24 protein-coding genes are annotated in these 26,312 nt (G+C 62.9%); 21 read left to right on the forward strand and 3 right to left on the reverse strand.

The features are described from left to right. The 16 genes from rpsB to ACE1EY_RS09670 form a co-directional block, all read left to right on the forward strand. The coding region (rpsB, locus tag ACE1EY_RS09595; RefSeq protein WP_370300064.1) for a 30S ribosomal protein S2 at nt 1-676 on the forward strand (676 nt) is incomplete at its 5' end. Nucleotides 677-700: 24 nt separating this feature from the next. Further along, complete coding sequence (gene tsf, locus ACE1EY_RS09600; protein WP_291512423.1) at nt 701-1,570, forward strand: translation elongation factor Ts; 870 nt, start codon at nt 701-703, stop codon at nt 1,568-1,570. 138 nt (nt 1,571-1,708) lie between these two features. Next, nucleotides 1,709-2,437, forward strand: coding sequence for a UMP kinase (pyrH, locus tag ACE1EY_RS09605; RefSeq protein ID WP_291512424.1), 729 nt, complete (start codon nt 1,709-1,711; stop codon nt 2,435-2,437). Continuing rightward, complete coding sequence (gene frr, locus ACE1EY_RS09610) at nt 2,434-2,991, forward strand: ribosome recycling factor (RefSeq protein WP_291512425.1); 558 nt, start codon at nt 2,434-2,436, stop codon at nt 2,989-2,991. Before pyrH ends, frr begins: the two co-directional genes overlap by 4 nt. A 38-nt stretch (nt 2,992-3,029) precedes the next feature. Beyond that, on the forward strand, nt 3,030-3,743 hold the full coding sequence (gene uppS, locus ACE1EY_RS09615) for a polyprenyl diphosphate synthase (RefSeq protein ID WP_291512426.1): 714 nt from the start codon (nt 3,030-3,032) through the stop codon (nt 3,741-3,743). After that, nucleotides 3,743-4,570 (forward strand): phosphatidate cytidylyltransferase, encoded by an 828-nt coding sequence (locus ACE1EY_RS09620; RefSeq protein WP_291512427.1) that lies wholly within the window; start codon nt 3,743-3,745, stop codon nt 4,568-4,570. Before uppS ends, ACE1EY_RS09620 begins: the two co-directional genes overlap by 1 nt. After that, entirely contained in the window at nt 4,567-5,769 is a 1,203-nt protein-coding gene (ispC, locus tag ACE1EY_RS09625) for a 1-deoxy-D-xylulose-5-phosphate reductoisomerase (protein ID WP_291512428.1), read from the forward strand. The genes ACE1EY_RS09620 and ispC overlap by 4 nt, the downstream gene beginning before the upstream one ends. Beyond that, nucleotides 5,762-7,135 (forward strand): RIP metalloprotease RseP, encoded by a 1,374-nt coding sequence (gene rseP / locus ACE1EY_RS09630; protein ID WP_370300065.1) that lies wholly within the window; start codon nt 5,762-5,764, stop codon nt 7,133-7,135. The genes ispC and rseP overlap by 8 nt, the downstream gene beginning before the upstream one ends. A gap of 27 nt (nt 7,136-7,162) precedes the next feature. After that, the gene (gene bamA / locus ACE1EY_RS09635; protein WP_291512430.1) at nt 7,163-9,466 is read left to right on the forward strand and encodes an outer membrane protein assembly factor BamA; all 2,304 of its coding nucleotides are present in this window, start codon (nt 7,163-7,165) and stop codon (nt 9,464-9,466) included. 54 nt (nt 9,467-9,520) lie between these two features. Continuing rightward, nucleotides 9,521-10,024 (forward strand): OmpH family outer membrane protein, encoded by a 504-nt coding sequence (locus ACE1EY_RS09640; protein ID WP_291512431.1) that lies wholly within the window; start codon nt 9,521-9,523, stop codon nt 10,022-10,024. Between the two features lie 24 nt (nt 10,025-10,048). Next, on the forward strand, nt 10,049-11,059 hold the full coding sequence (lpxD, locus tag ACE1EY_RS09645; protein WP_370300066.1) for a UDP-3-O-(3-hydroxymyristoyl)glucosamine N-acyltransferase: 1,011 nt from the start codon (nt 10,049-10,051) through the stop codon (nt 11,057-11,059). Nucleotides 11,060-11,097: 38 nt separating this feature from the next. Continuing rightward, nucleotides 11,098-11,550 (forward strand): 3-hydroxyacyl-ACP dehydratase FabZ, encoded by a 453-nt coding sequence (fabZ, locus tag ACE1EY_RS09650; RefSeq protein WP_291512433.1) that lies wholly within the window; start codon nt 11,098-11,100, stop codon nt 11,548-11,550. Next, on the forward strand, nt 11,547-12,320 hold the full coding sequence (gene lpxA, locus ACE1EY_RS09655) for an acyl-ACP--UDP-N-acetylglucosamine O-acyltransferase (protein WP_370300067.1): 774 nt from the start codon (nt 11,547-11,549) through the stop codon (nt 12,318-12,320). The genes fabZ and lpxA overlap by 4 nt, the downstream gene beginning before the upstream one ends. A 30-nt stretch (nt 12,321-12,350) precedes the next feature. Continuing rightward, nucleotides 12,351-13,481 carry a lipid-A-disaccharide synthase gene (gene lpxB / locus ACE1EY_RS09660; protein ID WP_370300068.1) on the forward strand — a complete coding sequence of 377 codons (1,131 nt, stop codon included), beginning with the start codon at nt 12,351-12,353 and terminating at the stop codon, nt 13,479-13,481. 5 nt (nt 13,482-13,486) lie between these two features. Next, entirely contained in the window at nt 13,487-14,071 is a 585-nt protein-coding gene (rnhB, locus tag ACE1EY_RS09665) for a ribonuclease HII (RefSeq protein ID WP_370300078.1), read from the forward strand. A 59-nt stretch (nt 14,072-14,130) separates the two neighbouring features. Then, nucleotides 14,131-15,738: a hypothetical protein gene (locus ACE1EY_RS09670; protein WP_373928071.1), complete on the forward strand. Its 1,608-nt coding sequence runs from the start codon at nt 14,131-14,133 to the stop codon at nt 15,736-15,738. 36 nt (nt 15,739-15,774) lie between these two features. On the opposite strand, the gene ACE1EY_RS09675 is transcribed toward ACE1EY_RS09670, so the two are convergent. Further along, nucleotides 15,775-16,956, reverse strand: a complete 1,182-nt coding sequence (locus ACE1EY_RS09675; RefSeq protein ID WP_370300070.1) for a pyridoxal phosphate-dependent aminotransferase — start codon at nt 16,954-16,956, stop codon at nt 15,775-15,777. Between the two features lie 94 nt (nt 16,957-17,050). Beyond that, a complete protein-coding gene (locus ACE1EY_RS09680) occupies nt 17,051-17,593 on the reverse strand; it encodes a PH domain-containing protein (RefSeq protein ID WP_370300071.1) in 543 nt (180 codons plus the stop codon). A gap of 153 nt (nt 17,594-17,746) precedes the next feature. Between ACE1EY_RS09680 and uvrB the strand changes: the two genes are divergently transcribed. Continuing rightward, nucleotides 17,747-19,789 (forward strand): excinuclease ABC subunit UvrB, encoded by a 2,043-nt coding sequence (gene uvrB, locus ACE1EY_RS09685; RefSeq protein ID WP_370300072.1) that lies wholly within the window; start codon nt 17,747-17,749, stop codon nt 19,787-19,789. On the opposite strand, the gene ACE1EY_RS09690 is transcribed toward uvrB, so the two are convergent. Beyond that, nucleotides 19,755-20,354, reverse strand: a complete 600-nt coding sequence (locus ACE1EY_RS09690) for a hypothetical protein (RefSeq protein WP_370300073.1) — start codon at nt 20,352-20,354, stop codon at nt 19,755-19,757. The genes uvrB and ACE1EY_RS09690 overlap by 35 nt on opposite strands. A gap of 104 nt (nt 20,355-20,458) precedes the next feature. On the opposite strand from ACE1EY_RS09690, the gene ACE1EY_RS09695 reads away from it, so the two are divergent. The 4 genes from ACE1EY_RS09695 to ACE1EY_RS09710 all read left to right on the forward strand — a co-directional run. Continuing rightward, nucleotides 20,459-21,433 (forward strand): GSU2403 family nucleotidyltransferase fold protein, encoded by a 975-nt coding sequence (locus ACE1EY_RS09695; RefSeq protein WP_370300074.1) that lies wholly within the window; start codon nt 20,459-20,461, stop codon nt 21,431-21,433. A 276-nt stretch (nt 21,434-21,709) separates the two neighbouring features. Next, on the forward strand, nt 21,710-24,850 hold the full coding sequence (locus ACE1EY_RS09700) for a S8 family serine peptidase (RefSeq protein ID WP_370300075.1): 3,141 nt from the start codon (nt 21,710-21,712) through the stop codon (nt 24,848-24,850). Nucleotides 24,851-25,219: 369 nt separating this feature from the next. Next, a complete protein-coding gene (locus tag ACE1EY_RS09705; protein WP_370300076.1) occupies nt 25,220-25,678 on the forward strand; it encodes a hypothetical protein in 459 nt (152 codons plus the stop codon). Between the two features lie 28 nt (nt 25,679-25,706). Further along, nucleotides 25,707-26,312, forward strand: a 606-nt coding sequence (locus ACE1EY_RS09710; RefSeq protein ID WP_370300077.1) for a biotin/lipoyl-binding protein, incomplete at its 3' end; no start/stop codon positions are given.

Raw genomic sequence — 26,312 nt, forward strand, 5'->3', positions numbered from 1 at the left:
GCAGATGGAACCTTACATCTACGGACACCGCAACAAGATCCACATCATCAACCTTGAGGAGACGCTTCCGCTTCTTAAGGACGCCTGCAGCTACGTCGGCCGGTTGGCTGCCAATGGTGGCAAGGTGCTGTTCGTCGGTACCAAGCGTGCCGCTCGTGAAGACCTTCAGCTCGCTGCCGAGCGCTGCGGCATGCCCTACGTCACCCAGCGCTGGTTGGGCGGCATGCTGACCAACTTCAAGACGGTCAAGGCATCGATCCGTCGTCTGGAAGTGCTGCAGAAGATGGTCGAGGACGGCTCCATCAACCGCGTGACCAAGAAGGAAGGCCTGCAGCTGCGCCGCGAAATGGAAAAGCTGGAGCGCTCCATCGGCGGCATCCAGGAGATGAACAGCCTGCCCGACGCGCTGTTTATCATTGACGTCGGCTACGAAAAGATTGCCGTTGAAGAAGCCCGCAAGCTGGGCATTCCGGTTGTGGCGGTGGTCGACACCAACAACTCGCCCGAGGGTCTGGCCTGCGTGATTCCGGGCAACGATGACGCCATTCGCGCCATCCGCGTCTACACCAACGCCATCGCGGATTCCGTGCTCGACGGCCGAGGCATTGTCACCACCGGTGCCGCCAAGCAGGACGAGTACGTGGAAGTGACGGAAGACGCGCCTGCCGCGTCCTGATCGAACCAGAATTTCGGAGTCGAAATGGCAATTACAGCTGCACAAGTGAAGGAACTGCGCGAGCGTTCCGGCGCTGCAATGATGGACTGCAAGCGGGCCTTGCAGGCGACCGATGGCGACATTGAGGCCGCCATCGAGAAGATGCGCAAGGAAGGTCAGGCGAAGGCGGACAAGAAAGCCTCCCGCGTGGCCGCCGAAGGGATTGTTCGTGTTCATGTCGATGGCGGTAAGGCCGCGATCGTCGAGGTGAATTGCGAGACGGACTTTGTCGCCAAGAACGACGGTCTGGTCGCCCTGGCCGAGGACGCCGCCAAGGCCGTGACGGCCGGCGGAGTCAGTGATATCGAAGCGTTGGCTGCGGCCAATGTTGGCGGCGAGACCTTCGACGAGCGTCGTCGCAATCTGGTCGCCAACCTCGGCGAGAACATCAACATCCGTCGATTCGAGATGTTGGAAGCCGACACGCTGGGCTACTACCTGCACGGCGAGCGCATCGGCGTAGTCGTCGGCCTAACGGGTGGCGATGAGTCGCTGGCCCGTGATCTGGCCATGCACATTGCCGCCACGAAGCCCGAGTTCGTGTCGGTCGACGACGTGCCGGCCGACATCCGCCAGCAGGAGAAGGACATCCTGGTCGCCCAGGCTGCGGACAGCGGCAAGCCCGCCGAAATCATCGAGAAGATGGTTGTCGGTCGCCTGAACAAGTACCTTGCCGAGATCACGCTGTACGGTCAGCCTTTCGTCAAGGACCCGGACCAGACCGTGGAGAAGCTGCTCAAGGCGGCGGGCGCATCGGTGACCGGTTTTGTCCGGTACGAGGTCGGCGAAGGCATCGAGAAAGAAGAGACGAACTTTGCGGAAGAGGTGATGGCGCAAGCGCGCGCATCGGCCTGATTCATGCAAGAAATGAGGCCCCGGACACCGGGGCCTTTTTTTGCCCGATGGACAGAAATCGGGTCAAATCCCGGCTGCGATACAACGCGGTCGGGTCGGTGAAGACCGGAACTGCTGCCACAACGACCGGAGAGGTCCATGCCTGAACCTGTTCATAAGCGAATCCTGCTCAAGTTCTCCGGTGAAGCCCTGCTGGGTGAATCCGATTTCGGTATCTCGCCGGATGTATTGGCGCAGCTCGCTCGTCAGGTTTGTGAGGTGATGGACATCGGTGTGGAAGTCGCCATTGTCGTCGGCGGCGGCAACATCTTTCGCGGCGAAGGGCTGGCCGGCGGCGGGATGGACCGGGTCACGGGCGATCACATGGGCATGCTCGCCACCGTGATCAATGCACTTGCGCTGCAGGATGCCATCGAGCGCGCCGGCCGCAAGGTGCGCGTGATGTCGGCGATTCGAATCAATCAGGTCTGCGAGGAGTACATCCGCCGTCGTGCGGTTCGCCATCTGGAGAAGGGGCGGGTGGTCGTGTTTGCCGCCGGGACGGGTAATCCGTTCTTCACAACCGACTCCGCGGCCAGCCTCCGCGCGATCGAGATCGACGCCGATCTAATGCTCAAGGCCACCAAGGTGGACGGCGTTTATTCGGCTGATCCCATGCGTGACCCCAGCGCGACGCGTTACGATCGCGTGTCTTATGACGAGGTCTTGGACAAGCGCTTGAAGGTCATGGACCAGACCGCGATCGTGCTATGCCGAGATCACAAGGTGCCACTGCGCGTGTACGACATGACCGCAGACGGCGACCTGATGAAAATCGTGACCGGCGATAACAGCGTCGGCACTCTGGTAGACGGGACAAACGAATGATTCAGGATATTCTCAAAGACGCCGCACAGCGGATGGATAAAAGCATCGACGTGCTGCAGCAGGAATTCACCAAGATTCGCACCGGGCGGGCACATCCGAGCCTGCTCGACCACATCAATGTCGACTACTACGGCTCCGACGTGCCCTTGTCCCAGGCGGCGACGGTCAACAGTGAAGATGCCCGGACGTTGGTGATCCAGCCCTGGGAAAAGACCATGGTCAGCGTGATTGAAAAGGCGCTGCTCAAGTCTAATCTGGGCCTGAACCCGAACACGGCTGGCACCGTCATCCGCATCGTGTTGCCGCCGCTCACTGAAGAGCGCCGCCGCGATCTTGTTCGCGTGGTGCGTGCCGAGGCCGAGAACGCCCGCGTGGCGATCCGCAATGTACGCCGTGACGCCAATTCCGATCTCAAGGAATTGCAGAAGGAAGGGGAAATATCCGAAGACGATCTCCGACGCGCCGAGCAGGACATCCAGAAGGTCACCGATGAACATGTGGCCCGTGTCGATGCCAAGCTCACCGCCAAGGAAGAGGAGATGATGGCCGTCTAGATCCGGTTCACGACAACCGGGTCAGGACGTCGAACGTCGTGTCTATTCCTCAACATGTCGCCGTCATCATGGACGGCAACGGCCGCTGGGCCCGGCGTCGGGGACAGCCCCGAGCGGCTGGTCATCGGGCCGGTGTTCGGGCGCTGCGTGCGCTGGTCGAACAAGCCATACGGTCTAAGGTCGGGTATCTGACGGTTTTTGCGTTCTCCAGCGAGAACTGGGCGCGTCCAATTCAGGAGGTCAGGCTCCTGATGGAATTGTTCATGAAGGCACTGGATCGCGAGGTGGCCGAACTGCATGAAAATGGCGTGCGGCTGCGGTTCATCGGTGACCATGGCCGTCTGGCCCCTGCGTTGCGGGAGCGGATGGCCCAGGCTGAGGACCAGACAGCCGGCAACACCCGGATGCAGCTTGCGATCGCTGTTGGCTACGGCGGGCGGGATGATCTGACAAGGGCCGCGCGCCGGATGGCGCAGGATGTCGCTCTCGGGCAATTGAGCCCGGCCGATATTGACGAAGAATGCCTCGGTCGCTACCGCGATCTGGCCGACTGGCCCGATCCCGACCTGTTCATCCGCACCGGCGGCGATCAGCGCGTGAGCAATTTTCTGCTGTGGGATCTTGCGTACACCGAGCTTTATTTCTCGCCGGTACTTTGGCCCGACTTCGATGGCCAAAGCCTTCTTGACGCACTGGACTGGTTTGGCGATCGCGAGCGCCGCTTCGGGGGCCTGGCCGAGGTCAGCCGCTGATGTTGTGGCAACGCGTCACCACCGCGCTGGTGCTGGGGCCGGTGGCTCTTGCGTTGATCTGGTTCGGTCCGGCCTGGGCAGTGGGCGCGATTCTCGCGCTGGTTGTGCTGCTCGCCGTTGAGGAATGGACGCGCCTGTCTGCGCTGGCCAATACCTCGTGGCACATGGTGTTTACGCCGGTGGCCGCGGCGCTGCTCATTGCTGCATTCGGTCAGGACAAGGACAGCATTCTTGTCGACGGCACGCTGGTTCTGGGTGGCCTGTGGTGGGTGTCCGCCGCGATCTGGCTACGCATATACCCAGCGATTTTTCGCGATGGCCGCGTTCCGCCGGGGCTTGCCGTGACGACCGGGTGGCTGATGTTCATTCCCGCCTATCTGGGCATCATGCTGCTACATGGACACCCGGGCCATGCAGGGCCGCTCCATGTGCTGCTGCTGCTGGCGCTGGTATGGGCGGCTGATACCGGGGCGTACTTTGCCGGGCATCGTTTCGGGCGGCGCAAGCTGGCGCCGAAGATCAGCCCCGGCAAGACCTGGGAGGGCTTCGCGGGCGGGTTTCTGGCCTCCGGATTGATTGCGGTTCTCGGCGCGCTGTTCGTGTTTGAGCCCGGCCGGCTCGGCGTTGCAGGGTTCGTGATTGTGTGCCTTGTTGCGGTCGTATTTTCGGTGGTTGGCGACCTTGCGGTGAGCATGTTCAAGCGTCAGGCGCAGGTGAAAGACACCGGGCATCTGCTGCCAGGGCACGGTGGCATTCTCGACCGCCTGGATAGCCTGTTTGCAGCAGCCCCGGTGCTGGCCCTCGGGCTGCGCTGGCTGGGCGCATGAGCATCGGCGTCGCGATTCTGGGCGCGACCGGCAGTATCGGCGCCAGTACGCTGGATGTCATCGCTCGCCACCCCGACCATTTTCGCTGTGTGGCCGTATCGGCGCGCTCGGATATCGATGGCATGCTCGCCATCTGTCGCCGCCACCGGCCCGAATTGGCAGCGATGTCCGATCCGGAGGCCGCGGCGACGCTGGCCGCCCGCTTGCGGGCTGAGTCAATAGACACCGAGGTTGTGCCGGGGGAGGCTGGTCTGTTGGCCGTGGCGGAACATCCGGCCGCGGAGCAGGTCATGGCGGCCATCGTTGGCGCTGCCGGTTTATTGCCGACCCTGGCCGCCGCACGCAGCGGCCGGCGGATTCTGTTGGCGAACAAAGAATCGCTCGTCATGTCCGGAGCGCTGCTGATGGACGCCATCACGGCCGGCGGCGGCACCTTGCTGCCGATCGACAGCGAACACAATGCGATCTTCCAGTGCCTGCCTAGCGATTTCCGTTGTGGCGAGGCCCCCGCGGGCGTTGATGAGCTGCTGCTCACGGCCTCTGGCGGGCCGTTCCTAGATACGCCGCTGGAGCAATTGGCCGCAATGTCACCGGATGCCGCCTGTGCCCACCCCAATTGGGTCATGGGGCGCAAGATCAGCGTCGACTCGGCAACGATGATGAACAAGGGGCTGGAAGTGATCGAGGCGGCATGGTTGTTCGGCCTTCCGGCCGAACGCATTCGCGTGGTCATCCATCCGCAAAGCGTGGTGCATTCCATGGTTCGGATGGCCGATGGCTCGGTGTTGGCGCAAATGGGCGAACCCGATATGCGCACGCCGATTGTCTACGGCATGGCCTGGCCACAGCGTTTGGACGGCGGTGTGCGCCCGCTGGACCTGGTGAACGCGGGACCGCTGGATTTCCGGGAGCCGGATCTCGCGCGCTTTCCCTGTCTGCTGCTTGCCCGGCAAGCACTTCAGGCAGGCGGCGCCGCGCCGCTGGTGCTCAACGCCGCGAACGAAGTCGCGGTGGATGCCTTTCTGGCCGGCCATCTGGGATTCACGGAGATCGCCGAGGTGATCGAGCACTGCCTTACGCAAGCGGCTTCAAACCAGCTCCCCGAGACGGTGGACGGCATCGTCGCCATGGATGTCGATATTCGGCGTATTGCCGGGGAATTTATCGGTGGCCCGGAGGGTCGAAGACGGCATGCTTGATCTACCTTTTGCCAACGTAGTGCTGTCAGCGGCGGCGTTCATCGTCGCGCTGGGCGCATTGGTCGCATTTCACGAGTTCGGTCACTTCTGGGTGGCGCGCCGGCTGGGCGTCAAGGTGCTGCGCTATTCCATCGGTTTCGGGCGGCCGATCTGGACACGCGTGTCGCCCAAGACCGGCGTCGAGTACGCCATCTCCAGCATTCCTCTGGGTGGCTACGTCAAGATGCTGGACGAGCGGGAAGGGGCGGTCGCCGAGTCTGAACGCCCTATGGCGTTCAATGTGCACCCGGTTTGGAAACGGATCTGCATTGTTGCCGCCGGCCCCGGTGCGAATGTTCTTCTGGCCATCGCGGCCTACTGGCTGGTCTTCATCGTCGGATCGGCCGCGCTACGCCCGGAGCTGGGCCCGGTGCCGGACGGCACCCTGGCCAGCGACATCGGGCTGGAGCAGGGCATGATCGTCACACGGCTGGACGATCACCCCATTCAGAGCTGGGACGAGTTACGTCCACGATTGATCGAGGCCGCGCTGGCGGGCGATCCGGTGCCACTGGAAGTGCGAACCGGCCGCGGTACAACCGATACCTACAGCCTGGATCTGACCGGGGCGACGGCTGATCCGCAGCGCTTGTTCGACCGGCTGGGGTTGTCCATTCCTCGTTTTGAAGTTGATCCGGTCATTGGCGAAGTGGTGGCCGACCAGCCCGCGGCCCGCGCCGGGCTGCAGGCGGGCGACCGGGTGACATCGATTGATGGCGAGGCGTTCGGAACCTGGACGCAGATGCGTGATTGGGTTCGCGAACATCCGGGTGCCGCCGTGGAGGTCGAGTTCGAGCGCGATGGCGCATCCCTGACGCGGGTCGTGCGACTCGAGCAACGGGAAGATGAGACCGGCGCGTATGGATATCTGGGCGCAGGCCCGTTCGTGCCCGAGGGGTTCTACGCCGAGCGTCGGGTGCAGGTGCGCTATGGACCGGTGGAGGCGGTCGGGCAGGCTGTGTCGCAAACCTGGCGCATGTCAGCACTGACGCTGCGAATGATCGGCCGCATGCTCACCGGCGATGTTTCGGTGAAGAACGTTTCCGGTCCGTTGCACATTGCCGAATATGCAGGCTATTCCGCGCAGGCGGGAATCGTGACCTTTCTCAGTTTCATGGCGATTGTGTCCGTCAGCCTGGGTGTGCTCAATTTACTGCCCGTTCCCGTGCTGGATGGGGGCCATCTGCTGTATTATCTGGTCGAACTGGTGAAGGGCTCCCCGATCTCCGAATCCGTTCAGGCGGCCGGCCAGCAGATCGGGCTGCTGCTTCTTTTCATGTTGATGAGTCTGGCGTTTTATAACGATATCAGTCGGCTCATTGGATAAATCCGAGTACGAAACATCATGCGAACCGTGAACTCACGGATCCTGGGGGCACTTGTTGCATGCCTTCTGTCCGCGGCGGCATCTGCCTACGAAAGCTTCGTCATCGAGGACATCCAGGCGGTCGGTCTGAAACGTCTGGAAATTGGCACTATCCTCACCTACCTGCCGGTGACGGAGGGCGATGAGCTCAATGAGCGCACGGGTCAGCAATCGATTCGCGCGTTGTATCAGACGGGCCTGTTCGAGAACGTCGCGCTTGGCCGGGAAGGCAATACGCTGCTGGTCCAGGTCGAGGAACGCCCCGCCATCGCCGCCTTCGAAATCGAAGGCAACAAGAAGATCAAGGGCGAAGAAGTCGACGAAGCCATGGAGTCGGCTGGCCTGAAAGAGGGCGAGCTGTTCCGGCGCGTCATCCTGGATCAGGTCCAGCAGGAGCTCACACGTCAGTACTATGCCAACGGCTACTACGACGTGAAGGTCGAGACCCAGGTTCGCGAAATCTCCGACAATCGAGTCAGCATTCTTGTCGAAGTGACGGAAGGCCGGGTCGCCAAGATCGAACAGATCAACATCGTCGGGAACGAGGCGTTTCCCGATGCCGAACTGCTGGACGTCTTCAAGCTCGAGCCCAGCAAGGTGTACAAGTTCTTCCAGCGCTCCGACCGGTATTCCAAGCAGCAACTGCTGGGTGATCTGGAGTCGCTGTCGTCTTACTACCTGGACCGCGGCTACCTGAAGTTCAACGTGGATTCCGTCCAGGTGGCGTTGACGCCGGACAAGCGCGACATCTACGTGTCGATCAACGTGTCGGAAGGCAAGACTTACACGGTGTCGTCGCTGGAGCTGGCCGGCGAGCTGATTCTCAATGAGACCCTGCTGCGCCGCCTGGTGCTGCTGGATGCCGGCGATACGTTCTCGCGCAAGGAAGCCACCGAAGGCGCCGAGCGCATCAGCGATGCCTTGTCGAACTTCGGTTACGCATTCGCCGATGTGCGTCCGCTACCCGAGATCAATGAGGATGATCGTACGGTCAAGCTGACCATGTACGTGGAGCCGGGCGCCCGTGTGTACGTCCGCCGGATCAATTTCTCCGGCAACCTCAAGACGCAAGACGAGACGCTGCGGCGCGAAATGCGTCAGTTCGAGGGTGCCGTGTTCTCCCGCGCTGCGGTCGAACGTTCACGTATTCGCCTGGCCCGACTGGCGTTTGTCGAAGACGCTGCGGTCGAGACCCAGCCGGTGCCGGGCACGGATGATCTGGTTGATGTGAACTTCGAGATCACCGAGCGGCCACCGGGTTCGGTGCAGCTTGGCGTCGGCTTCTCCGGATCGCAGGGCTTCCTGCTCACCGGTAGCGTGACGCATTCCAACTTCCTGGGCACCGGCAACCGGGTCAGCGCGTCGGTGGAGTCCAACGAGTTCTCGCGTTCGATCGCCGGCAGCTGGACCGATCCCTACGCCACACCGGAAGGCATTAGCCGCACGATCGACCTGCGCTACCGCGAGTCCGAACAGGTGGTTCGATTCAGCTCTGGCTTCGATACCAACACGGCCACGGCTTCGTTGACTTACGGTTTTCCGTTGTCCGAGTACACCTCCATTCGTCTGGGTGGCGGCCTGGAAGCCGTGACCATCGAGACCTTCGCGAACCAGGGCATCACATCCAACGAAGTGTTGGAGTTCGTGATCGCGGAAGGCACGAAGTTCTACAACTACGAACTGCGTACCGGGGTCATCCGCGACACGCGTAACCGTACGATCTTCGCGACGCGCGGCGCCTTGCACCGCCTGACAATGGATCTGACGCTGCCAGGCAGTGATCTGCAGGTGTTCAAGGCGTTCTACAACTTCCAGCAGTACGTGCCGATCTACAAGGGTCTGTTCGGGGAACTCAACGCGTCAGTCGGTTGGGCCGATGGCTACGGCAGTACCGAGCTGATCCCGCCATACGAACGCCTGTTTGCCGGCGGCTCCCGGTCTGTGCGTGGCTACCGCGACGGCACGCTGGGGCCGCGTGACACCCCGCGCAACATCTTCAATAACCCGTTTGGCGGCAAGTTCCGGATCTACGCTCAGAACGAGCTGATCATTCCGACGCCGCTGGAAACCGACAACAAGAGCACGCGCTTGTCGGTGTTCTATGATGTAGGCAACGTGTTCAACGAGGTCAACGACTTCGAGACCAGCGAGCTGCGGAGTTCCTACGGCATCGCCTACACCTGGTTTACACCCTTCCTGGGCGTGTTGGATCTGAGCTACGCAATTCCGATCGGTCCGGAGAGTGAAGATGAAACCGACCGATTCCAGCTCACATTCGGAACGGGCTTTTAAGCCAATCCGGTCATTCTGCTGTCCAATTCGATTCGAACAACAGACATTAATCTCATGAAACAGATCACCACGATTCTCGCTCTCCTGATCGCCGGCGCCGCTTGGAGCAGCACCGCGTTCGCCGAGGTCCGCATCGCCACCATTCAGTCGCAGCGCCTGATCAAGGAGTCGCCGCAGTACAAGAAGATGGAAGCGCAGATGAAGGCCGACTTCGAGCGCCGCGCCAAGGAACTCGAGCAGGACGGCAAATCGCTATCCGAAGACCTGCAGGAGTTCAAACGCAACGCCGACGTGATGAGCGCTGCCGAACGCGCTCGCACCGAAAAGGACCTGAACACGCGCCGGATCGACTTCAACTACGCCGAGCGCAAGTTCCGCGAAGACGTTGCCGCCCGCGAGCAGGAGCTGGCCCAGAAGTTGATGAACCAGATTTCCGAGGTGATCGAAGCGGTGGCGAAAGAGGGCAATTACGACCTCGTGCTGCAGGATCCGGTCTTCGCCAGCGATGCCGTGGATGTGACCGGCGCCGTGCTCTCTCGCCTCGAAGCGGCCAAGTAATCCACGCGATCGACGTCCAGTAGCATGGGGATTCGCCTGGACGAGTTGGCGCAGCGCCATGGCCTTCGGCTCATCGGCGACGGTGACGCGGAAATCGATGGTGTTTGCACGCTCGCCAATGGGCGTGCCGGCGCGATCAGTTTTCTGGCGAATCCACAGTACCGCCGCTATCTGACCGAGACCCACGCGGCGGCCGTCATTGTGACCGAAGCCGATGCGGCGGGTGCGGCGGTTCCCGTGCTCGTGGCGGATGACCCCTATGTGGCGTACGCGCGATTAGCCGCTGAATTTCTTCCTTCGGCTGACGTGACGCCGGGTGTCGCGCCGACCGCTCATGTCGATTCCTCAGCATCGTTGGCGGATGACGTTGCGGTGGCTGCCGGAGCGTCCATCGGCGCTGGAGCGCGGCTCGGCGCCGGCGTGAGGGTGGGTCCGAACACGGTGATTGGGGCGCGGTGTGTTGTCGGCGCGGGCACGCAGCTCGGCGCCAACGTGACATTGGAAGCCAGCGTGACGCTAGGTGCGCGCTGTACCGTCCATTCTGGTGCTGTCATCGGCTCGAGAGGCTTTGGGTTGGCGATGGACGCCGGACGTTGGATCGAGGTGCCGCAACTGGGCTCGGTCGTGATCGGCGACGATGTTGAGATCGGCGCCAATACCACGATTGACCGCGGCGCCGTTGAGGACACCGTAATCGGCGATGGCGTCAAGATCGACAACCAGGTGCAGATCGCACATAACGTGACGATCGGCGCTCACACGGCCATCGCGGCCAAGGTGGGGATTGCCGGCAGCACCTCGATCGGGTCCTATTGCATGCTCGGGGGCGCGGTCGGCGTGGCCGGGCATATCGAGATTACCGATAAGGTGATGATTACTGGCATGACGCTTGTGAGTCGTTCGATCAAGGAGCCGGGGACGTACTCGTCTGGTTGGCCGGTGACGACGAACGGGGAGTGGCGCAAGCAGGTGGCTCGGCTGCGTCGACTCGACAAGCTGGAGCAGCGCGTTAAGCGACTCGAATCGGGTGAGTAATGTCGCCGCGGCATCGTTAACAGGGCGGGGAACAGATAGTGGCGGGTGAACTCGATATCAATGACATTCTGAAGCTGGTGCCTCATCGGTACCCGTTTCTACTGGTCGACCGGGTTGTGGAGTGCGATGGCGAATCGCACATCGTGACCTTCAAGAACGTGACCTATAACGAGCCTTTTTTCCCTGGGCATTTCCCGCAGACGCCCGTCATGCCGGGGGTGCTGATCCTCGAGGCACTGGCGCAGACCTGCGGGTTGCTGGTCTCGGAAGTGACCGGGGTGCGCGCGTCCGATGGCGTCATTCTGTATTTCGCGGGCATTGACAAGGCGCGCTTCAAGCTGCCGGTCTCACCGGGTGATCGCCTGATGATGGAAGCCAAGGTGCTCCGACATAAGCGGGATGTCTGGCAGTTCGAGGCTCGCGCATGGGTGGACGACCGAACGGCATGCACCGCCACATTGATGTGCGCGGCCAAGTCCGTGGTGGGATGACAGTCCATAGCACCGCCATCGTCGATTCCACCGCGCGGATCGCGGACACCGCGCAGATCGGCCCGTACTCGATCATCGGCGCCAAGGTGGAGATCGGCGCGGGCACGACCATCGGACCGCACGTCGTCATCGGTGCGCAGACCCGGATCGGCGCAGATAACAAGATTTTCCAGTTCGCCTCGGTCGGCGAAATCTCGCAGGACATGACGGCGACACCGGCGGACGACACCTGGACGCTGATCGGTGACCGCAACGTGATCCGCGAGAACGTGACGATCAACCGCGGCACGCTCAAGGAAGACGGCACAACGCGAATCGGCAATGACAACTGGATCATGGCGTATTGCCATGTCGCGCACGACTGTCAGATCGGTAGCCATACGATCTTCGCCAACAACGCCAGCCTGGCCGGTCACGTGCACATTGGTGACTGGGTGATTCTGGGCGGATTCACCCTGGTGCATCAGTTCTGCCGCCTGGGTGCCCATAGCTTCACCGGCTATGCCTCCGGGCTGGATCGCGACGTGCCGCCCTTCGTGCTGGTGGATGGCAACCCGGCCGTGCCACGGGGCATCAACAGCCGGGGGTTGCAGCGTCGCGGATTCGACAAGAACGCCATCCGTTCGATCAAGGACGCCTACCGCACGATCTACCGCAAAGAGCTGCGGCTGCCTGATGCCGTCGAGGCTCTGCGCGAACAAGGCGACGACCCGCATGTCGCGTCCATGATCGAATTCATCGAGAGCTCACAGCGCGGATTGCAGCGCTAGCACCGTTCCGATGAGCGCGACCAGAGCGTAATGCGCATTGCCATCATTGCCGGCGAAGCCTCCGGAGACATTCTGGGTGCCGGCCTAATCACGGCGCTGAAACAGCGCGTGCCGAACCTCGAGGCCTTTGGTGTCTCCGGTCCTCGCATGGAGGCCGCGGGCTGCGAATCGCTGGCCAGCATCGACGTGCTCTCGGTGATGGGCTTGGTCGAGGTGCTGAAAGAAGTTCCGCGGCTGTTCCGGTTCCGCAAGCAATTGATCCGTCAGATCGTGGCGCGCAAGCCCGATGTGGTGGTGGGCATCGACGCACCGGACTTCAATCTCGGGTTGGAGCGGCGGCTGCGGGCGCGTGGCATCAAGACGGTCCACTACGTGAGTCCATCCGTTTGGGCCTGGCGCCAGGGCAGGGTGAAGGGCATCGCCAACTCGGTGGACTTGATGTTGACGCTGCTGCCGTTCGAAGCAGAATTTTACCGCGACAGCGGCGTACCCGTTCGCTTCGTCGGACATCCGCTGGCTGATGCCATCCCGGAAGACCCCGATCCCCTGGAGGCACGCGCCGTGCTTGGTCTGCCGGCCAGCGGCCGCGTGCTGGCGCTATTGCCGGGCAGCCGTGGCTCGGAGATAGAGCGCCTGGGCCTGCCGTTTCTGGATGCCGCCGAGCGTCTTTGCGCGGGCATCCCGGATCTGCACTGCGTCCTGCCGGCTGCGAATGACAAGGCACGGACCCGGATCGAAGCCCTGTTAGAAGGGCGGAATCTGCCATTGACGGTTGTCGATGGGCAGGCGCAAACCGCGATGGCGGCATCGGATGTCGTGCTGATCGCTTCCGGAACCGCGACGCTGGAAACATTGCTTGTCGGCCGACCCATGGTGGTTGCCTACGCGACTAATGCCTTCACCGCCTGGCTAATGCTGGATGCCGGGCTACTCAAGTCGCCGCATGTTTCGCTGCCGAATCTGCTGATTGACGAACCCGTGGTGCCCGAACTGCTGCAAGAGGCCGCGAGCGTGGAGATGCTGACCGGTGTAACCCGGCTGCTGCTCACGCGGCCAGCCTACGCGCAGGCGCAGACCCGGCAATTCGCTGCGGTCCGCGAGGCGCTGCGTCAGGATGCCGATTCACGCGCAGCCGAAGCGGTGCTGGAGTTGGTGGCGTGACCCTGCTGCGCACCGCAGGCGTCGACGAAGTGGGGCGTGGTCCGCTCGCCGGGCCGGTAGTCGCTGCGGCCGTGATTCTCGACCCTGGTCAGCCTATCTTGGGCCTGGCCGATTCCAAGGCCTTGACACCCGCCCGGCGTGAGGCCTTGTACGACCAGATCGTGGAACGGTCGCTGGCCTGGGCAATCGCCGAGGCGAGTGTGTCGGAAATCGACTCGCTGAATATTCTGCAGGCGTCGATGTTGGCGATGCGCCGTGCTGTTGAAATGCTCGCGCCGGCTGCGGAGCATGCATTGGTCGACGGTAACCGTGACCCTGGGCTTGCTTGTCGCGCCACGCTGGTCGTGGGTGGCGATGCGTCGGAGCCCGCGATCGGTGCCGCATCGATTCTCGCCAAGGTCACGCGTGATCGTGAGATGCACCGTCTCGATGTCGAATATCCCGATTTCGGGTTTGCTCAGCACAAGGGCTATCCGACCCGGGCGCACCTGGCCGCGCTGAAATCCTTGGGCGTCACGCCCATCCACAGACGCAGTTTTGCGCCAGTCCGCAATCTGCTGGGGCTAAGCGAGCAACAGGTGCTGCTCTAAACACGACGCCTGCGTTGGCGGTCAATGGATCAATTCCGTTTCCCGCCTGTCCTAGCATCATGCGCTTACTTGTCTTTGCTTTGGCCGCGATCGGTCTGATGTCGGCATGCAGTTCCGGCGGCAGCCGTTTCGTGCGTCCGGTCGCCACGCCTGTCCAAGGTGCCAATGACCTGGAGGCCTCCGATTACCAGGATGGCTACCTGCGGATATTCGTCAGCTCCAACCTGGATGAAACCGGTCGGCTGCTGGATTTCGGCAAGGAGGGACAACGACCGGCGATGCTGCTGATCTCGGCGCGCTTCGGCAAGGGGACGGTGGCGAGCTTCTCTGCCGACTCGGAGCCGGAGATTCCGGTGCTGCTGTACGACGTGCAGGCCGGCAAGACCCAATCGTCCATTGTCGACAATGCGCTGCTGTCGTCCGGGTTGCTCATCGATCCGGAATCGCTGTCCACGTCACCACATCTGCAAATCTATGTGCGTGGCGTCCCCGCGGACAAGGCGCGCTGGGTTACCGATTTGCTGGAACTTGCCACGGCCGAGCCGGTACTCAAGGTCGGCCTGAGCTTTGTGCCGGGCGGCGCGACATTCAGCCCGTTGTCCACCAAGTTGGGCGACATGCTCAGTGAGGAGATCAAGACCTCCGAGAAGCCCTGGGAGGAGAAGACCCTGCTCGGCTTGCGCCCGGACGAGGGATTGGCTTCGTTACATGGCCGCCAGTTCATCGTATTGCTGAATTCCACGACCATCGAACTGGAACCCCCACCGACGCTGGAACGCTGCGATACGCGGCGTTCGCTCACCGGCCTTTGTTACGCCACCGGCGGTGCCTGGGAGCCTGCCCAGGCCTATGTTCGCTTTGAACTGGACGTGACCGACTACCGCTCGATCAAGGATTTCATTGCCTCCGATGTGGGCTGCGAGTCGGACGAACGAATCTGGAGTGATTTCCGTGCCTTGCTCGCCTCCGGCCAACTTGCTCGCAAGCAGGCCGAGTACGAACGCCTGATTCTGACCAGGGGCGAACTACTCACCGATGCTCGCCGCGCCCAGGCGGATCGAAGCGCCGCACCCTATACGGGACGGATGCTACGGCTGGCGCAGCGGTTCGTGCTGTTACGCACGCCCGATGATGCCTACTGGGCCGATCACTACGCCAAACGCGCAGCGGCCCTGGATGACTGTGTGCGCAATGTGGCTATCGGCGGGACGGCGCAGAACGCCGCGATCTGGGATGAGGCCACCCAAATCTACTCCCGTCTGCCGACCTACGAACTCTGGGCCGAGTCGCTGGCGTCCAACAGCGACCCCGAAGCTCAGTCCCTGAAGGCTGCCGAGGCCGAGCTGCTCAGCATTGATCGATTGCTGGCGCGTCCAGAGCTGCGTTCTCTCAGCCGGGAAAACCTGGCCAGTCTGAACGGCCCGCGCATCCAGCTCGAACGCATGCTCACGGCAACTTACGACCGCATCATCCGGCGCGTTGTCGCCACCAGCGAACCGGCTTTCGGTAAGGCGGAACGTCTGGAGGTCTGGGCCGAGGCCACGCGATGCTCGGTTTGTCGTGACAGGCTGCTCGCCGAGGCCGATGCCCTGATCAAGACCCCGGAGTCGTCAGATGGGCATCAAGACTCGGACTCTGCGCCTCCGCAGCCCGGAGACGCGCGCTAGCCATCTAGTGGCGGCGTCAGTTGATTCAGGGTTTTCCTAACGGTTGGCGACCGCTCCCAGACGCTCCAGCGCGCGCTCCAGCGTCGGCAGATCGGTCGCGAACGACAGGCGCATGTGACCGGGTGTTCCGAAGGCCGTGCCGGGAACCAGCGCAACGCCCGCGTGTTCGATCAGGTATTCGCCCAGCGCCAGGTCGTCGTCGACTTCAGGCAGCGCCTCAATGAGCCCGCTCATGTCGGGAAAAGCGTAGAACGTGCCGTCGGACTCCAGGCAGCTCACGCCGGGCAGGGCATTGAGCCCGGCGACCACGGCGTCATGCCGCTGCTTGAAGGCCACCAGCATTTCCCGCACGCAGTCCTGCGCGCCGTTGAGCGCCGCCTCGGAGGCCTTCTGCGAAATCGACGTCGGGTTCGACGTGCTTTGCGACTGAATCTTGCTCATGGCCTTGATCAGCGCCGCGGGACCGGCCGCGTAGCCGATGCGCCAGCCCGTCATGGCATAGGCCTTGGACACGCCGTTGAGCACGATCGTGCGGTCGTAAAGCGCGGGTGTGGCATTGAGAATGTTCGCGAACGGCTCCTCGGTCCAGAGGATGTGCTCGTACATGTCATCGGTGGCGACGAAGACCTGCGGATGCCGCATCAGCACCTCGCCCAGGGCCGCGAGTTCGGCCTTGGTGTAGGCCTTGCCGCTGGGGTTGGACGGGCTGTTCAGCACCACCAGACGGGTCTTGGGCGTGATCGTGGCTTCCAGCTGTTCGGCGGTGATCTTGAACGCCGACTCCATGGTCGTCTCGATGACCACCGGCGTGCCGTCGGCCAGCAGCACCATGTCCGGGTAGCTGACCCAGTACGGCGCCGGGATGATGACTTCGTCGCCGCTGTCGATCATCGCCTGACACAGGTTGAAAAAGCTCTGCTTGCCGCCGCAGGAGACCAGCACCTGGTCGGCGACGTAGTCCAGCCCATTGTCGCGCTTGAACTTGCTGACGATCGCGTCCTTGAGTTCCGGTGTGCCGCCGACCGGCGTGTAGCGGGTCATGCCGGCATCAATCGCTTCCTTGGCTGCCATGCGCACATGCGCCGGCGTCGGGAAATCCGGCTCGCCTGCACCCAGTCCAATAATGTCCTTGCCCTGTCGACGCAGTTCGGCCGCGCGTGCGGTAACGGCCAGGGTCGGGGAGGGCTTGATGCGTTGTACGCGGTCGGACAGTTTCAATGGACTGACTCCAGCTGAGGTGAAAAGGCGTGCGTATGATACGGGTCGCTCGAAACCCGACCAACTACGTGTCGCAAACCGCGCGACTTGCCATTCAGTCCTTGGTCGGCTCGCCCAGGCGCCGTTCGATGCGGATCAGCGTGTCACGGATCTCGGTGAGCAGGGGTGTGGCGGCATCGCCCTCTGCGGCGGGCGCAGGTGCAGACGCATCGGTGACCCGGTCGCGCTGGCGCAGCGCCAGCGTGCGAAAGGCCTCGGTGTCTTCCAGGCCGATCAGGCGAACCAGCGCCCCTCCGCTGCCGCTCTGGCCGGCGGTTTCGACCCGCAGGCCCTTGAGATTCATGTAGCGCATGACAGGCCCCTGGAAGGTCGCCAGATCGGTGATCTTCTCCAGCGGGATGCTTTTCTCCTCCCGGTTCCAGATTCCCCGGTCCACCTGCAACTCGCGCGTGGTCAGCACCACATTCAGCGTCTTGAAATAGCGGCTGTAGTACCAGCGCATGATGGGCAGCATGAGCGGGATCAGCACGACCCCGGCAACCGTGCAGAGCAGCGCCAGCGACATCGTGAGCAAGTGGTAGCGAATCGCGCGCGGCGAAATGGCGGGGTTGCTGAGAATCTTGTTGGATTCGTCCATACGGGTTTCCATCGGCGGCAAGAAGCGCGGCGGCAGTTGCGGCGCCACGCGAGGTCAGCCTAGCGCAAGCCGCTTGCGGACCGTATCAGAGGGGCAGGATGCCCACCGCTGGTCGCCCTCTACAGCGGCGTCAACAGTGCCGGAAGGCGTATCATGGCGCGCCCAGTTCCCGCGCAGCATTCCGTGACGGATCGATTCGAACTCAAGGCCGATTGGGCACCCGCCGGCGACCAGCCGACCGCCATCCGGCAGATGCTGGACGGCATCGAAAGCGGCCTGTCGCACCAGACATTGCTCGGCGTGACGGGCTCCGGCAAGACTTATTCCATCGCCAATGTCATCCAGCAGATTCAGCGGCCGACGCTGGTCATGGCGCCCAACAAGACGCTGGCCGGGCAGCTCTATGGCGAGTTTCGCGATTTCTTCCCGAACAACGCCGTCGAGTACTTCGTCAGCTACTACGACTATTACCAGCCCGAGGCCTACGTGCCGTCGTCGGATACCTTCATCGAGAAGGATTCGAGCATTAACGACCACATCGAGCAGATGCGGCTGTCGGCCACCAAGGCGCTGATGCAGCGGCGCGACACGATCATCGTCGCATCCGTGTCCTGCATCTACGGCCTGGGCGATCCTGAAAGCTATTTCAAGATGGTGCTGCATCTGGATCGCGGCGACCGCCTGGACCAGCGTGAGCTGCTGCGGCGGCTGGCATCGATGCAGTACACCCGCAACGACATGGAGCTCAAACGAGGCACCTACCGCGTGCGCGGGGATGTGATCGACATCCACCCGGCGGAGACCGATGACGAGGCGCTGCGCATCGAACTGTTCGACGACGAGATCGAGGCCCTGTCGCTGTTCGACCCGCTCACCGGCGAGGTCAACGCCAAGGTGCCGCGTTACACGATCTTCCCGAAGACGCATTACGTCACCCCGCGCGAGCGCATGGTGGAGCTCATGGACCAGGTGCGCGACGAGCTGCGCGACCGGCTCAAGCAATTGCGCGAAGCCGGCAAGCTGCTGGAAGCCCAGCGCCTGGAACAGCGGACGATGTTCGATCTGGAGATGATCCAGGAGGTCGGCTACTGCAACGGCATAGAGAACTACTCCCGCTACATCTCCGGGCGCGGGGCCGGCGAGCCGCCACCTTGCCTGTTCGACTACCTGCCGCCGGATGCGCTGCTGGTCATGGACGAATCCCATGTCACCGTTCCCCAGGTCGGTGCCATGTACAAGGGTGACCGAAGTCGCAAGGAAACCCTGGTCGAATACGGTTTCCGCCTGCCGTCAGCGCTGGATAACAGGCCCCTGAAGTTCGAGGAATTCGAAAAGCTCGCTCCGCAGACCATCTTTGTTTCGGCCACGCCGGGACCATACGAGGGCGCCCATACGGGGCAGATCGTCGAACAGGTCGTCCGCCCCACCGGGCTGACCGACCCCGAGGTGGAGATCCGCCCGGTACGCACCCAGGTTGACGACCTGCTCAGCGAGGTGCAGATCCGCGCTGCAAAGGACGAGCGCGTGCTGGTCACCACGCTCACCAAGCGTATGGCCGAAGACCTCACCGACTATCTGCACGAGCATGGCGTGCGGGTTCGCTACCTGCATTCGGATATCGACACGGTCGAGCGCGCCGAAATCCTGCGTGATCTGCGGCTCGGCGCGTTTGACTGCCTGGTCGGCATCAACCTGCTGCGCGAAGGGCTGGATCTGCCAGAAGTCTCACTCGTAGCCATCCTCGATGCCGACAAGGAGGGCTTCCTGCGCTCCGAGCGCTCACTCATCCAGACCATCGGCCGCGCCGCCCGCAACCTGCATGGACGGGCCATTCTCTACGCTGATCAGGTCACCAACTCCATGCGCCGCGCGCTGGACGAAACCGACCGCCGCCGCGCCAAGCAGGTCGCGCACAACGAGGAGCATGGCATCACGCCGCAGGGCATCCGCAAGGCAGTGGGCGATGTCATGCGGGCGGGTTACGAACCGGTGTCCGGCGACGCCGCTCTGCAGCGTGTCGCGGACAAGCGGGCGGCTTACGAAACGAAGGACCCTGTGGCACTGGCCAAGCGCCTCAAACAGGTCGAGAAGGAAATGTACGCCGCAGCGGCCAACCTGGAATTCGAAACCGCCGCAAAGAAGCGCGACGAGTTCAACAAGCTCAAGGACGCGTTGACGGGGGCGGAAGTGGCCTAGCCGCAGCCCTGGCTTCGTCCAGCGCGACATGGACCATTGCGAGCTGATCGCTCAAGTGCTGCCAGCGCGTGTCCGCATCACCGATCTTTCTCTGCATATCGGTGATCTGCGCGATCTGTGTCGCGATGATGTCCAGCTTTTCGCTGATCACCGACTCTAAGCGGTCCTCGGCAACGCGTCGCTCATCCCCCATCCGGGATTTCAGATCGTCGTGATCCATCTGGTGGAGGTTCTTCATATCCCGCAGCGCCGCGCTTTTGGTGAACTGCGCGGAGCTCAGCTCCTGCTGGAGCCGGTGGTTCTCATGACTGAGTGATTCCACTTTGTACTGTTCACGCCGCAGCGCGAGTTGCAGCGCCTTGATGTCGGCGTGGCCCCTCTCCGGCTCATGCGCATCGCCCCGCGGCTCCTGCGACGAAAGCGATGGTTGATCCGGTGCTGTTGCCATTGCTGTTTTGCGACTACCTTGAGCTGAGCGGAGCGTGCCTGCGAGCGCGTGAGCATAGCGCGCATGGGTGCGCTCCCGCTGTGGATCGCTCCTCGACGTGGCCATCCTGAACACCATTGAGCGGCTACCCGGCGCCGATGGCTCATAACACCCAGGCAACACGTTGATGCAAGGAAAATTATCCTGCAATATCGACAAAGTATTAAACGCAGGATAACTCGTTGCAATTCAACGCAGAACAAAACCGCTGTGCCGAGAACATGGCGATGGCGTACGACGCCTGGATCGCGAACGAGCGTGCCTGGCATCAACACCGCGACCGGCTGAGCTGGAAAACGGTCAAGGGCAGGGATTACCTGTATCGCGTTGTCGATCGCCGCGGCAACGGAAAAAGCCTCGGCCCGCGCTCCGCGGAACGGGAAGAGTTCGAGCGTGGATACAGCAGCCGGCGCGATGCGGCGCAAGCCGCACGCAAGAGCTTGTCCGGCCGGCTCACGGAGGTCGGCCGCATCGCCCGCGCCGTCCGCCTGCCGGGTGTTGACGAGACCGTCGGCAGAATACTCACCGAATCCGATCGCCGAGACATGCTCGGCCAGACGCTCATCGCCGTCGGAACCAACGCCATGTTGGCCTATGCCTACGCCGCCGGCGTCATCATGGCGCCCGAACTGCAATCCACCGCAGACTTCGATCTTGCCTGGTCGGCCAGGCGCGAGGCTTTTGCACTCGCCGAACGCGGCACCCGGCCCATCTTCAACATGCTGAAAGCGGTGGACAGCACCTTCACCGTTAACACCGAGCGCTCCTTCCAGGCCCGCAACGCGGATGCCTTCGAAGTCGAGCTGCTCGCCGCACCGTCGGTGGTGGATGCGATCCCGAAAGCAGAACCGCTACGTCCCGTCGGCAATCTCCCCGAACAGGAATGGTTACTACGCGGCACGCCCGTCCGCGAAATCGTCAGGGCAGGGGCAACCGGTGTCTGCGCCATCGTCGCCCCCGACCCGCGCTGGTTTGCCCTGCACAAACTCTGGCTATCGCGAAAACCAAGCCGAAATCGGCGGAAAGTTCAAAAAGACCACAAGCAAGGACAGCTCTTGTGGGAAATGGCACGGGCGGGGCAGTTCGCGCTGCACCCGGTAGACGACGAATTCATCGACGGTTTGCCGGAAGAACTGCGGCAGGTGTTGGCGGGCTAGGGGCTTGCGGTCGGGCAGCCTGGGGCTTCCTACCTGCTCGGCTTCGTCGGCTTTGCAGGCTTGCGCAGCAGGCCATCGGTGCCGTCCGCGCCACGGTTCAGCGCTGAAGTCCAGACGCAGCGCACAATCGGTATGGGAGTTGCATCCCAGACGGGGATTTGTTCCCATTTGGTTAACTTGAACACGACGCCTTGCCGCATTGGATGCGGCGCGTGGCACCCAGGAACGGGATACGGCGTCGATTTCCCGATACAAACCGTTCGCTGAGGTTTCACCATGACCGTCCCGTTCCTGCGCAGCTTGCGCTTCGCTGCTGGTGCCGCTTTGCTGGCCAGCGTATCCATCGCCGGCGCCACGGATCCCGCATCCGGCACCATCGACTCCCAGACCACCCAGCAAATCGCGACCGGTGGGCCTTACGTGGTGTCCAATCCCACGCTGATCGCCACGGGCGAGCCCGTGTGCGATGCGCCGGAGAGCTGCGACGAGTACGTGCTCACGCTGGATTTGCCGCAGTCGTTTCGCGATGCCAACGCGGATGCCTTCGTCAACTTCGAACTGACCTGGGACAACAGCGACGATCTGGATCTGTTCATTTACGACGACGCAGGCACGGTGGTCGGGCAGAGCGCCACGGGCAATCCGGCGGAGTCTTCCGCGGTGCGGATCAGTCAGCTACCGAGCACCGCGCGTGTGGTGATCGTGCCTTTTTCTGTCACCGGGGCGAACGCCACGCTGACCATGACCTTGGGTACCGACGGCGGTAGCCCGGGCGAGCCCGGTGTCGACCCCTGCGTGCAGTCGGGCGAAGCCAACCAGGGCCAGGCGTTTGTCGACCCCGAAGTGCTCATGGATTTCACCATCCTGGGCCCGCAGGCCTTGTATGGCGTGTTCGTGCATTTCAATCAGGGTTCGCAGAAGTGGCAGGACGGTCTACTGACGAGCCTGGGCCTGACGGTGGTCAAGGATTTTCGCAAGTACGTGCCGGCCGTTTACGTGACCGGCCCGGTGGCAGTGTTGCAAACCCTGATCACGCTGCCCGCCGTGAGCCGGCTGGAATATAACGAGCCGTTGCAGTATCTCGGTGCAACCCAGTCCTGGGCGACACGTGCACGCGTGGCGCATGAGTATGTGTCTGGCGGACCGTACTTCGATGCCGATGGCAATGTCCTCGATGGCGCCGGCACGACGCTGGGCGTGATCGACAGCGGCCTTTACGGGCTGCATCCCGATTTCTCCGAAAACCTCTATCACAACTACAAGCTGATCAATCCGGCGGATGAGGTCACCGGCATCCCGACGGGTACGCCGCGTTATGTGGACATCGGTCCGGTGGATTCGGAAAGCCAGGTTGGCGGCCACGGCACGCACGTGACGGGCACGGTCGGCGGCCGTGGTCTGCAATCTGATGGTGGCTACCCGGTTCCCGAGGTCGCTCCCTATATTCAGGGCACCTACTCGGGCGCGGCGCCCGGTACCCAGCTGATCCATTGGGGTAACGGCGCCGGCATTCTGGTGCTGTCCACGGCTTCGGCCTACGTTCATATGCTCGATAACCTGGACAGCTTCGATCCGCCGTTGCGCGCCGTGAACAATTCCTACGGCAATGCGGGCGGGTCGGAGTACGACCCGGGCGGGGTGGCGTCATGCCTGATCAAGGACATCGTCGATGCCGGTGTGGTGATGGCTTTTGCCGCGGGTAACGACGGGGGCGACGGCAGCAACGATATGACGTCCAGCGCCTGCAAGGACCCGACGCCCGGCGTGATCTGCGTGGCCAGCTACAACGATCTGGGCACCGGCGATCGCAATGCGCCGCTGTCGGGCTTCTCCAGCCGAGGCCTGGCCGGCGACCCGGTCAATTATCCGGACGTCGCCGCGCCTGGTGATCTGATTACCTCCACCTGCTTCCAGTCGCAGCCCAGTCAGGCGATTTGCACGGGCGGCGCCGGCGGGGCGGTTGAGGACGTCTGGTTCCCCTGGTACGGAACCATCTCTGGCACGTCCATGGCCACGCCGCATGTCACCGGCATCATCGGTCTGATGACGCAGGCTCGTCCGGATCTGACGCCTGCCGAGATCGAGAACATCATCCAGGACACCGCCGTGAAGGTGGGCACCGGGTACGAGCCCGACCCGCAGAACCCGGATGACACCACGCACTTCGGCTATGGCGCCGGGTTGATCGATGTGCCGAGCATTCTTGATGCACTGGGCGTTGCGAACACCGGCCTGCCACCAGCCGGCGAGCCGTTCGTGATCCTGGACGGTGATGCCGAGGCCGGCGACGCCACTGATGTGGTCACGCTGACCATGCAGGAAGACACCGTCGACGGCGTGACAGGCGTCGTGCACTCGCTGACGCTAGGCAATGCCGCCGATCTGGCTGGCGAGACCGCCATCGCGTATCGGATCGAGCGCAATGTTGGCGGACAGCCGTTCACCACGACGGTCACGCTGGACGACACGGGTGTGACGATTCCCGAGGTCGGCGACGACAATACGGCTGTCGCCAGTGTGATATCGCTGACGGACAACGTGATCGACGTATTTGTGCCGTATGTGCAGATGGGCGTCCCCGCTATTGGCGAGCCGATCCACAACATACGGGTCTTTGTCGAGGGTGCTGCCGGCACGCTGGACATCGCGCCCAGCCCGGCCAACAGCACCATGGCCACGCAGACCATGTTCGGGCGCGCCTTCACCACCCAGCTTGATCCTGGTGTACTGCCGCCATCCGACGAGAAAAGCTGCGAGCTGCCCGGCCTGACGCGCATCACCTCGCCAGCCGGCACCACGGGCCTCGCCGAAAGCGGCACGGGCCAGGAAGACATCCGACAAGCCTGGATCGCCGAGCCAACGGACATGCCCGGCAACATCGTGTTCACCATCAAGGTTGCCAACCTCGGCACGCAGCCGCTGCCGTCCCACCGCTGGTATTACTATTTCAACTTGCCGGAGGATCCGACCAACTACTGGGTGGCCATGACCACGGACACCGTCACGCCAGCGTTCGAATACGGCACCAATGCCACGCTGGATACGCCGGCGGCCGCGGTGGGGACGTTCACAACGGAAGGCTCGCTCGATCCAGCCAGCAACTTCCAGCCGGACGGCACCATCCAGCTGGTCATGGACAAGGCCACGCTCGGCATTGACGACGGCACCACCTTGACCGGCCTCGCGATTAGCGTGCGGCAGACGACCAACACCGTGAATGGCGTCGGCCTGACCGTGGATTCGGCCGGAACCAACCTGGATTACACCCTGGTGGGCAACGACCAGTGCCAGTCGCCGGACAGCCAGACGCCGCCCGAGCCGGGCAATCCGACCACCCCGGACAGCGCCAGCGGTGCCGGTGGCGCGCTCGGCCTGCTGCTGATGGGCGCCGGACGGCGCCGACGCAGCGTCGCCTAGGGCAAAGATCCCGAGCCGGCCTGCCACCTACGTGGCGGGCCGGTCGCCGGGTTTGCCGGGTCGTCTGAGCTGCGGTGCCGCGATCGACTCCGCGGTTGAGGCAGTTTGCGGTCCTGGGGCACCCGCAGGCGGCGGGCGCCGACGATCAGGCAATGGCCGGCACGATCGTCGATCTGACGTCCCGCCGTCTGTCCGGACCCAAGTTGGAAGTGTCCGCCCGGTCATCGAATGTGTCCGCCAAACTGTCCGCGGACACTTTATTGGTCAGGCGTGGATCCAATAAATTAAATAAAAACAACAAGATATAGATTGATAAAAGTTGGTACGCCGGTTGCGCTATAGCTTGCAGGTCCACCCAGCGAGTCAATCATGCGAATCAGCAAAACCCTTGGAATTCTGGCTTTCGCCACGCTCAGCATGCCTTGTCTGGCCTCTGTTGAATCCACGCTCGGCATGGTCGGCGGTTTGCACGCGTTGCCGAAGGCTTCCGTCCAGATCGACTACGCCGCCGAGTTGAATCGCCTTCAGGCGGCTCAGCCTTATGTGATCTCCAGCGAATCGATGTTGCGGGTTCGGAACGAGCAGCGCATCGAGCAGCAGGTTGATCGGTTGATGACGAAGTTCGGCATGAACGGCCCGGCGCTGCCGGAGGTCGGCTACACATTGCCGATGCCCAGTCCGGTGTCCCTGTCCCGGGCGCCGGCGCTGGACGTGACAGCCATCGGCTGTTCGGTACAGGCACCGGAACCGTTCTGGTCGTTATCCGACCTGGGTGTCGGGTCGGTGGCGACCACCGGCTGCGAGGCGCATGACTGCGTCTATCTCTGATCGGTTTGCGACGTCGACGCTGCAAGCCATGTCATTTAGAGATACCAGTGGCCAGGATCAGTTGATTGCGTCATCAAGCGCCTGGGTGCGTTGGCGCTGGCCGGTGATGGTGAGTGCCGGCGTGATCGCGGCCGCCGCGTGGCTGGTGCCCACCGTGTGGGAGCGCTGGTCGGCCGGGCAGTCGGTGCAGCGGTCACGTTTGTCCATCGCCACCGTTGAGCGCGGTCGATTCGAGCGAGATATCGCTGCGGATGGTCGGGTCGTCGCCGCGGTGAGTCCGACGCTGTACGCCGCCGCCTCCGGCACGGTTCGCTACACCGTCCAGGCCGGGCATCAGGTGCAGCAGGGGCAGGTTCTGGGTGCCCTGGACAGTCCGGAACTGCAAAGCGAGCTGGCCCGGGAAAAGGCCAAGCTGCAGGCATTGACGGCCGACTTCGAGCGGGCGCGACTGGACGTGCGCCAACAGGCATTGCTGGCGGAGGAATCCCTGCAACAGGCCGGTGTGGACCGGGACACGGCGGCCATCGAGCATGCCCGCATGTCACAGGCGTTCGATCTGGGCGTGATGCCGGAGATCGAAAAGCTGCGAACCGAAGCCGTGTTGAAAAAGGCGGAGTTCGCACTGCAGCGCGCG

The organism is Abyssibacter sp. (genome assembly GCF_964229365.1).
In the GTDB taxonomy this organism is placed as follows: Bacteria; Pseudomonadota; Gammaproteobacteria; order Nevskiales; family OUC007; genus Abyssibacter.

Excerpts from the sequence above, each read along its gene's own strand:
- rseP (WP_370300065.1), top strand. The coding sequence starts at position 5,762 with ATGCTTGATCTACCTTTTGCCAACGTAGTGCTGTCAGCGGCGGCGTTC.
- lpxD (WP_370300066.1), top strand. The coding sequence starts at position 10,049 with ATGGGGATTCGCCTGGACGAGTTGGCGCAGCGCCATGGCCTTCGGCTC.
- lpxA (WP_370300067.1), top strand. The coding sequence starts at position 11,547 with ATGACAGTCCATAGCACCGCCATCGTCGATTCCACCGCGCGGATCGCG.
- ACE1EY_RS09700 (WP_370300075.1), top strand. The coding sequence starts at position 21,710 with ATGACCGTCCCGTTCCTGCGCAGCTTGCGCTTCGCTGCTGGTGCCGCT.
- ACE1EY_RS09680 (WP_370300071.1), bottom strand. The coding sequence starts at position 17,593 with ATGGACGAATCCAACAAGATTCTCAGCAACCCCGCCATTTCGCCGCGC.
- frr (WP_291512425.1), top strand. The coding sequence starts at position 2,434 with ATGATTCAGGATATTCTCAAAGACGCCGCACAGCGGATGGATAAAAGC.
- ACE1EY_RS09640 (WP_291512431.1), top strand. The coding sequence starts at position 9,521 with ATGAAACAGATCACCACGATTCTCGCTCTCCTGATCGCCGGCGCCGCT.
- tsf (WP_291512423.1), top strand. The coding sequence starts at position 701 with ATGGCAATTACAGCTGCACAAGTGAAGGAACTGCGCGAGCGTTCCGGC.
- ispC (WP_291512428.1), top strand. The coding sequence starts at position 4,567 with ATGAGCATCGGCGTCGCGATTCTGGGCGCGACCGGCAGTATCGGCGCC.
- ACE1EY_RS09670 (WP_373928071.1), top strand. The coding sequence starts at position 14,131 with ATGCGCTTACTTGTCTTTGCTTTGGCCGCGATCGGTCTGATGTCGGCA.
- ACE1EY_RS09705 (WP_370300076.1), top strand. The coding sequence starts at position 25,220 with ATGCGAATCAGCAAAACCCTTGGAATTCTGGCTTTCGCCACGCTCAGC.
- ACE1EY_RS09620 (WP_291512427.1), top strand. The coding sequence starts at position 3,743 with ATGTTGTGGCAACGCGTCACCACCGCGCTGGTGCTGGGGCCGGTGGCT.
- lpxB (WP_370300068.1), top strand. The coding sequence starts at position 12,351 with ATGCGCATTGCCATCATTGCCGGCGAAGCCTCCGGAGACATTCTGGGT.
- uvrB (WP_370300072.1), top strand. The coding sequence starts at position 17,747 with ATGGCGCGCCCAGTTCCCGCGCAGCATTCCGTGACGGATCGATTCGAA.
- pyrH (WP_291512424.1), top strand. The coding sequence starts at position 1,709 with ATGCCTGAACCTGTTCATAAGCGAATCCTGCTCAAGTTCTCCGGTGAA.
- ACE1EY_RS09690 (WP_370300073.1), bottom strand. The coding sequence starts at position 20,354 with ATGGTGTTCAGGATGGCCACGTCGAGGAGCGATCCACAGCGGGAGCGC.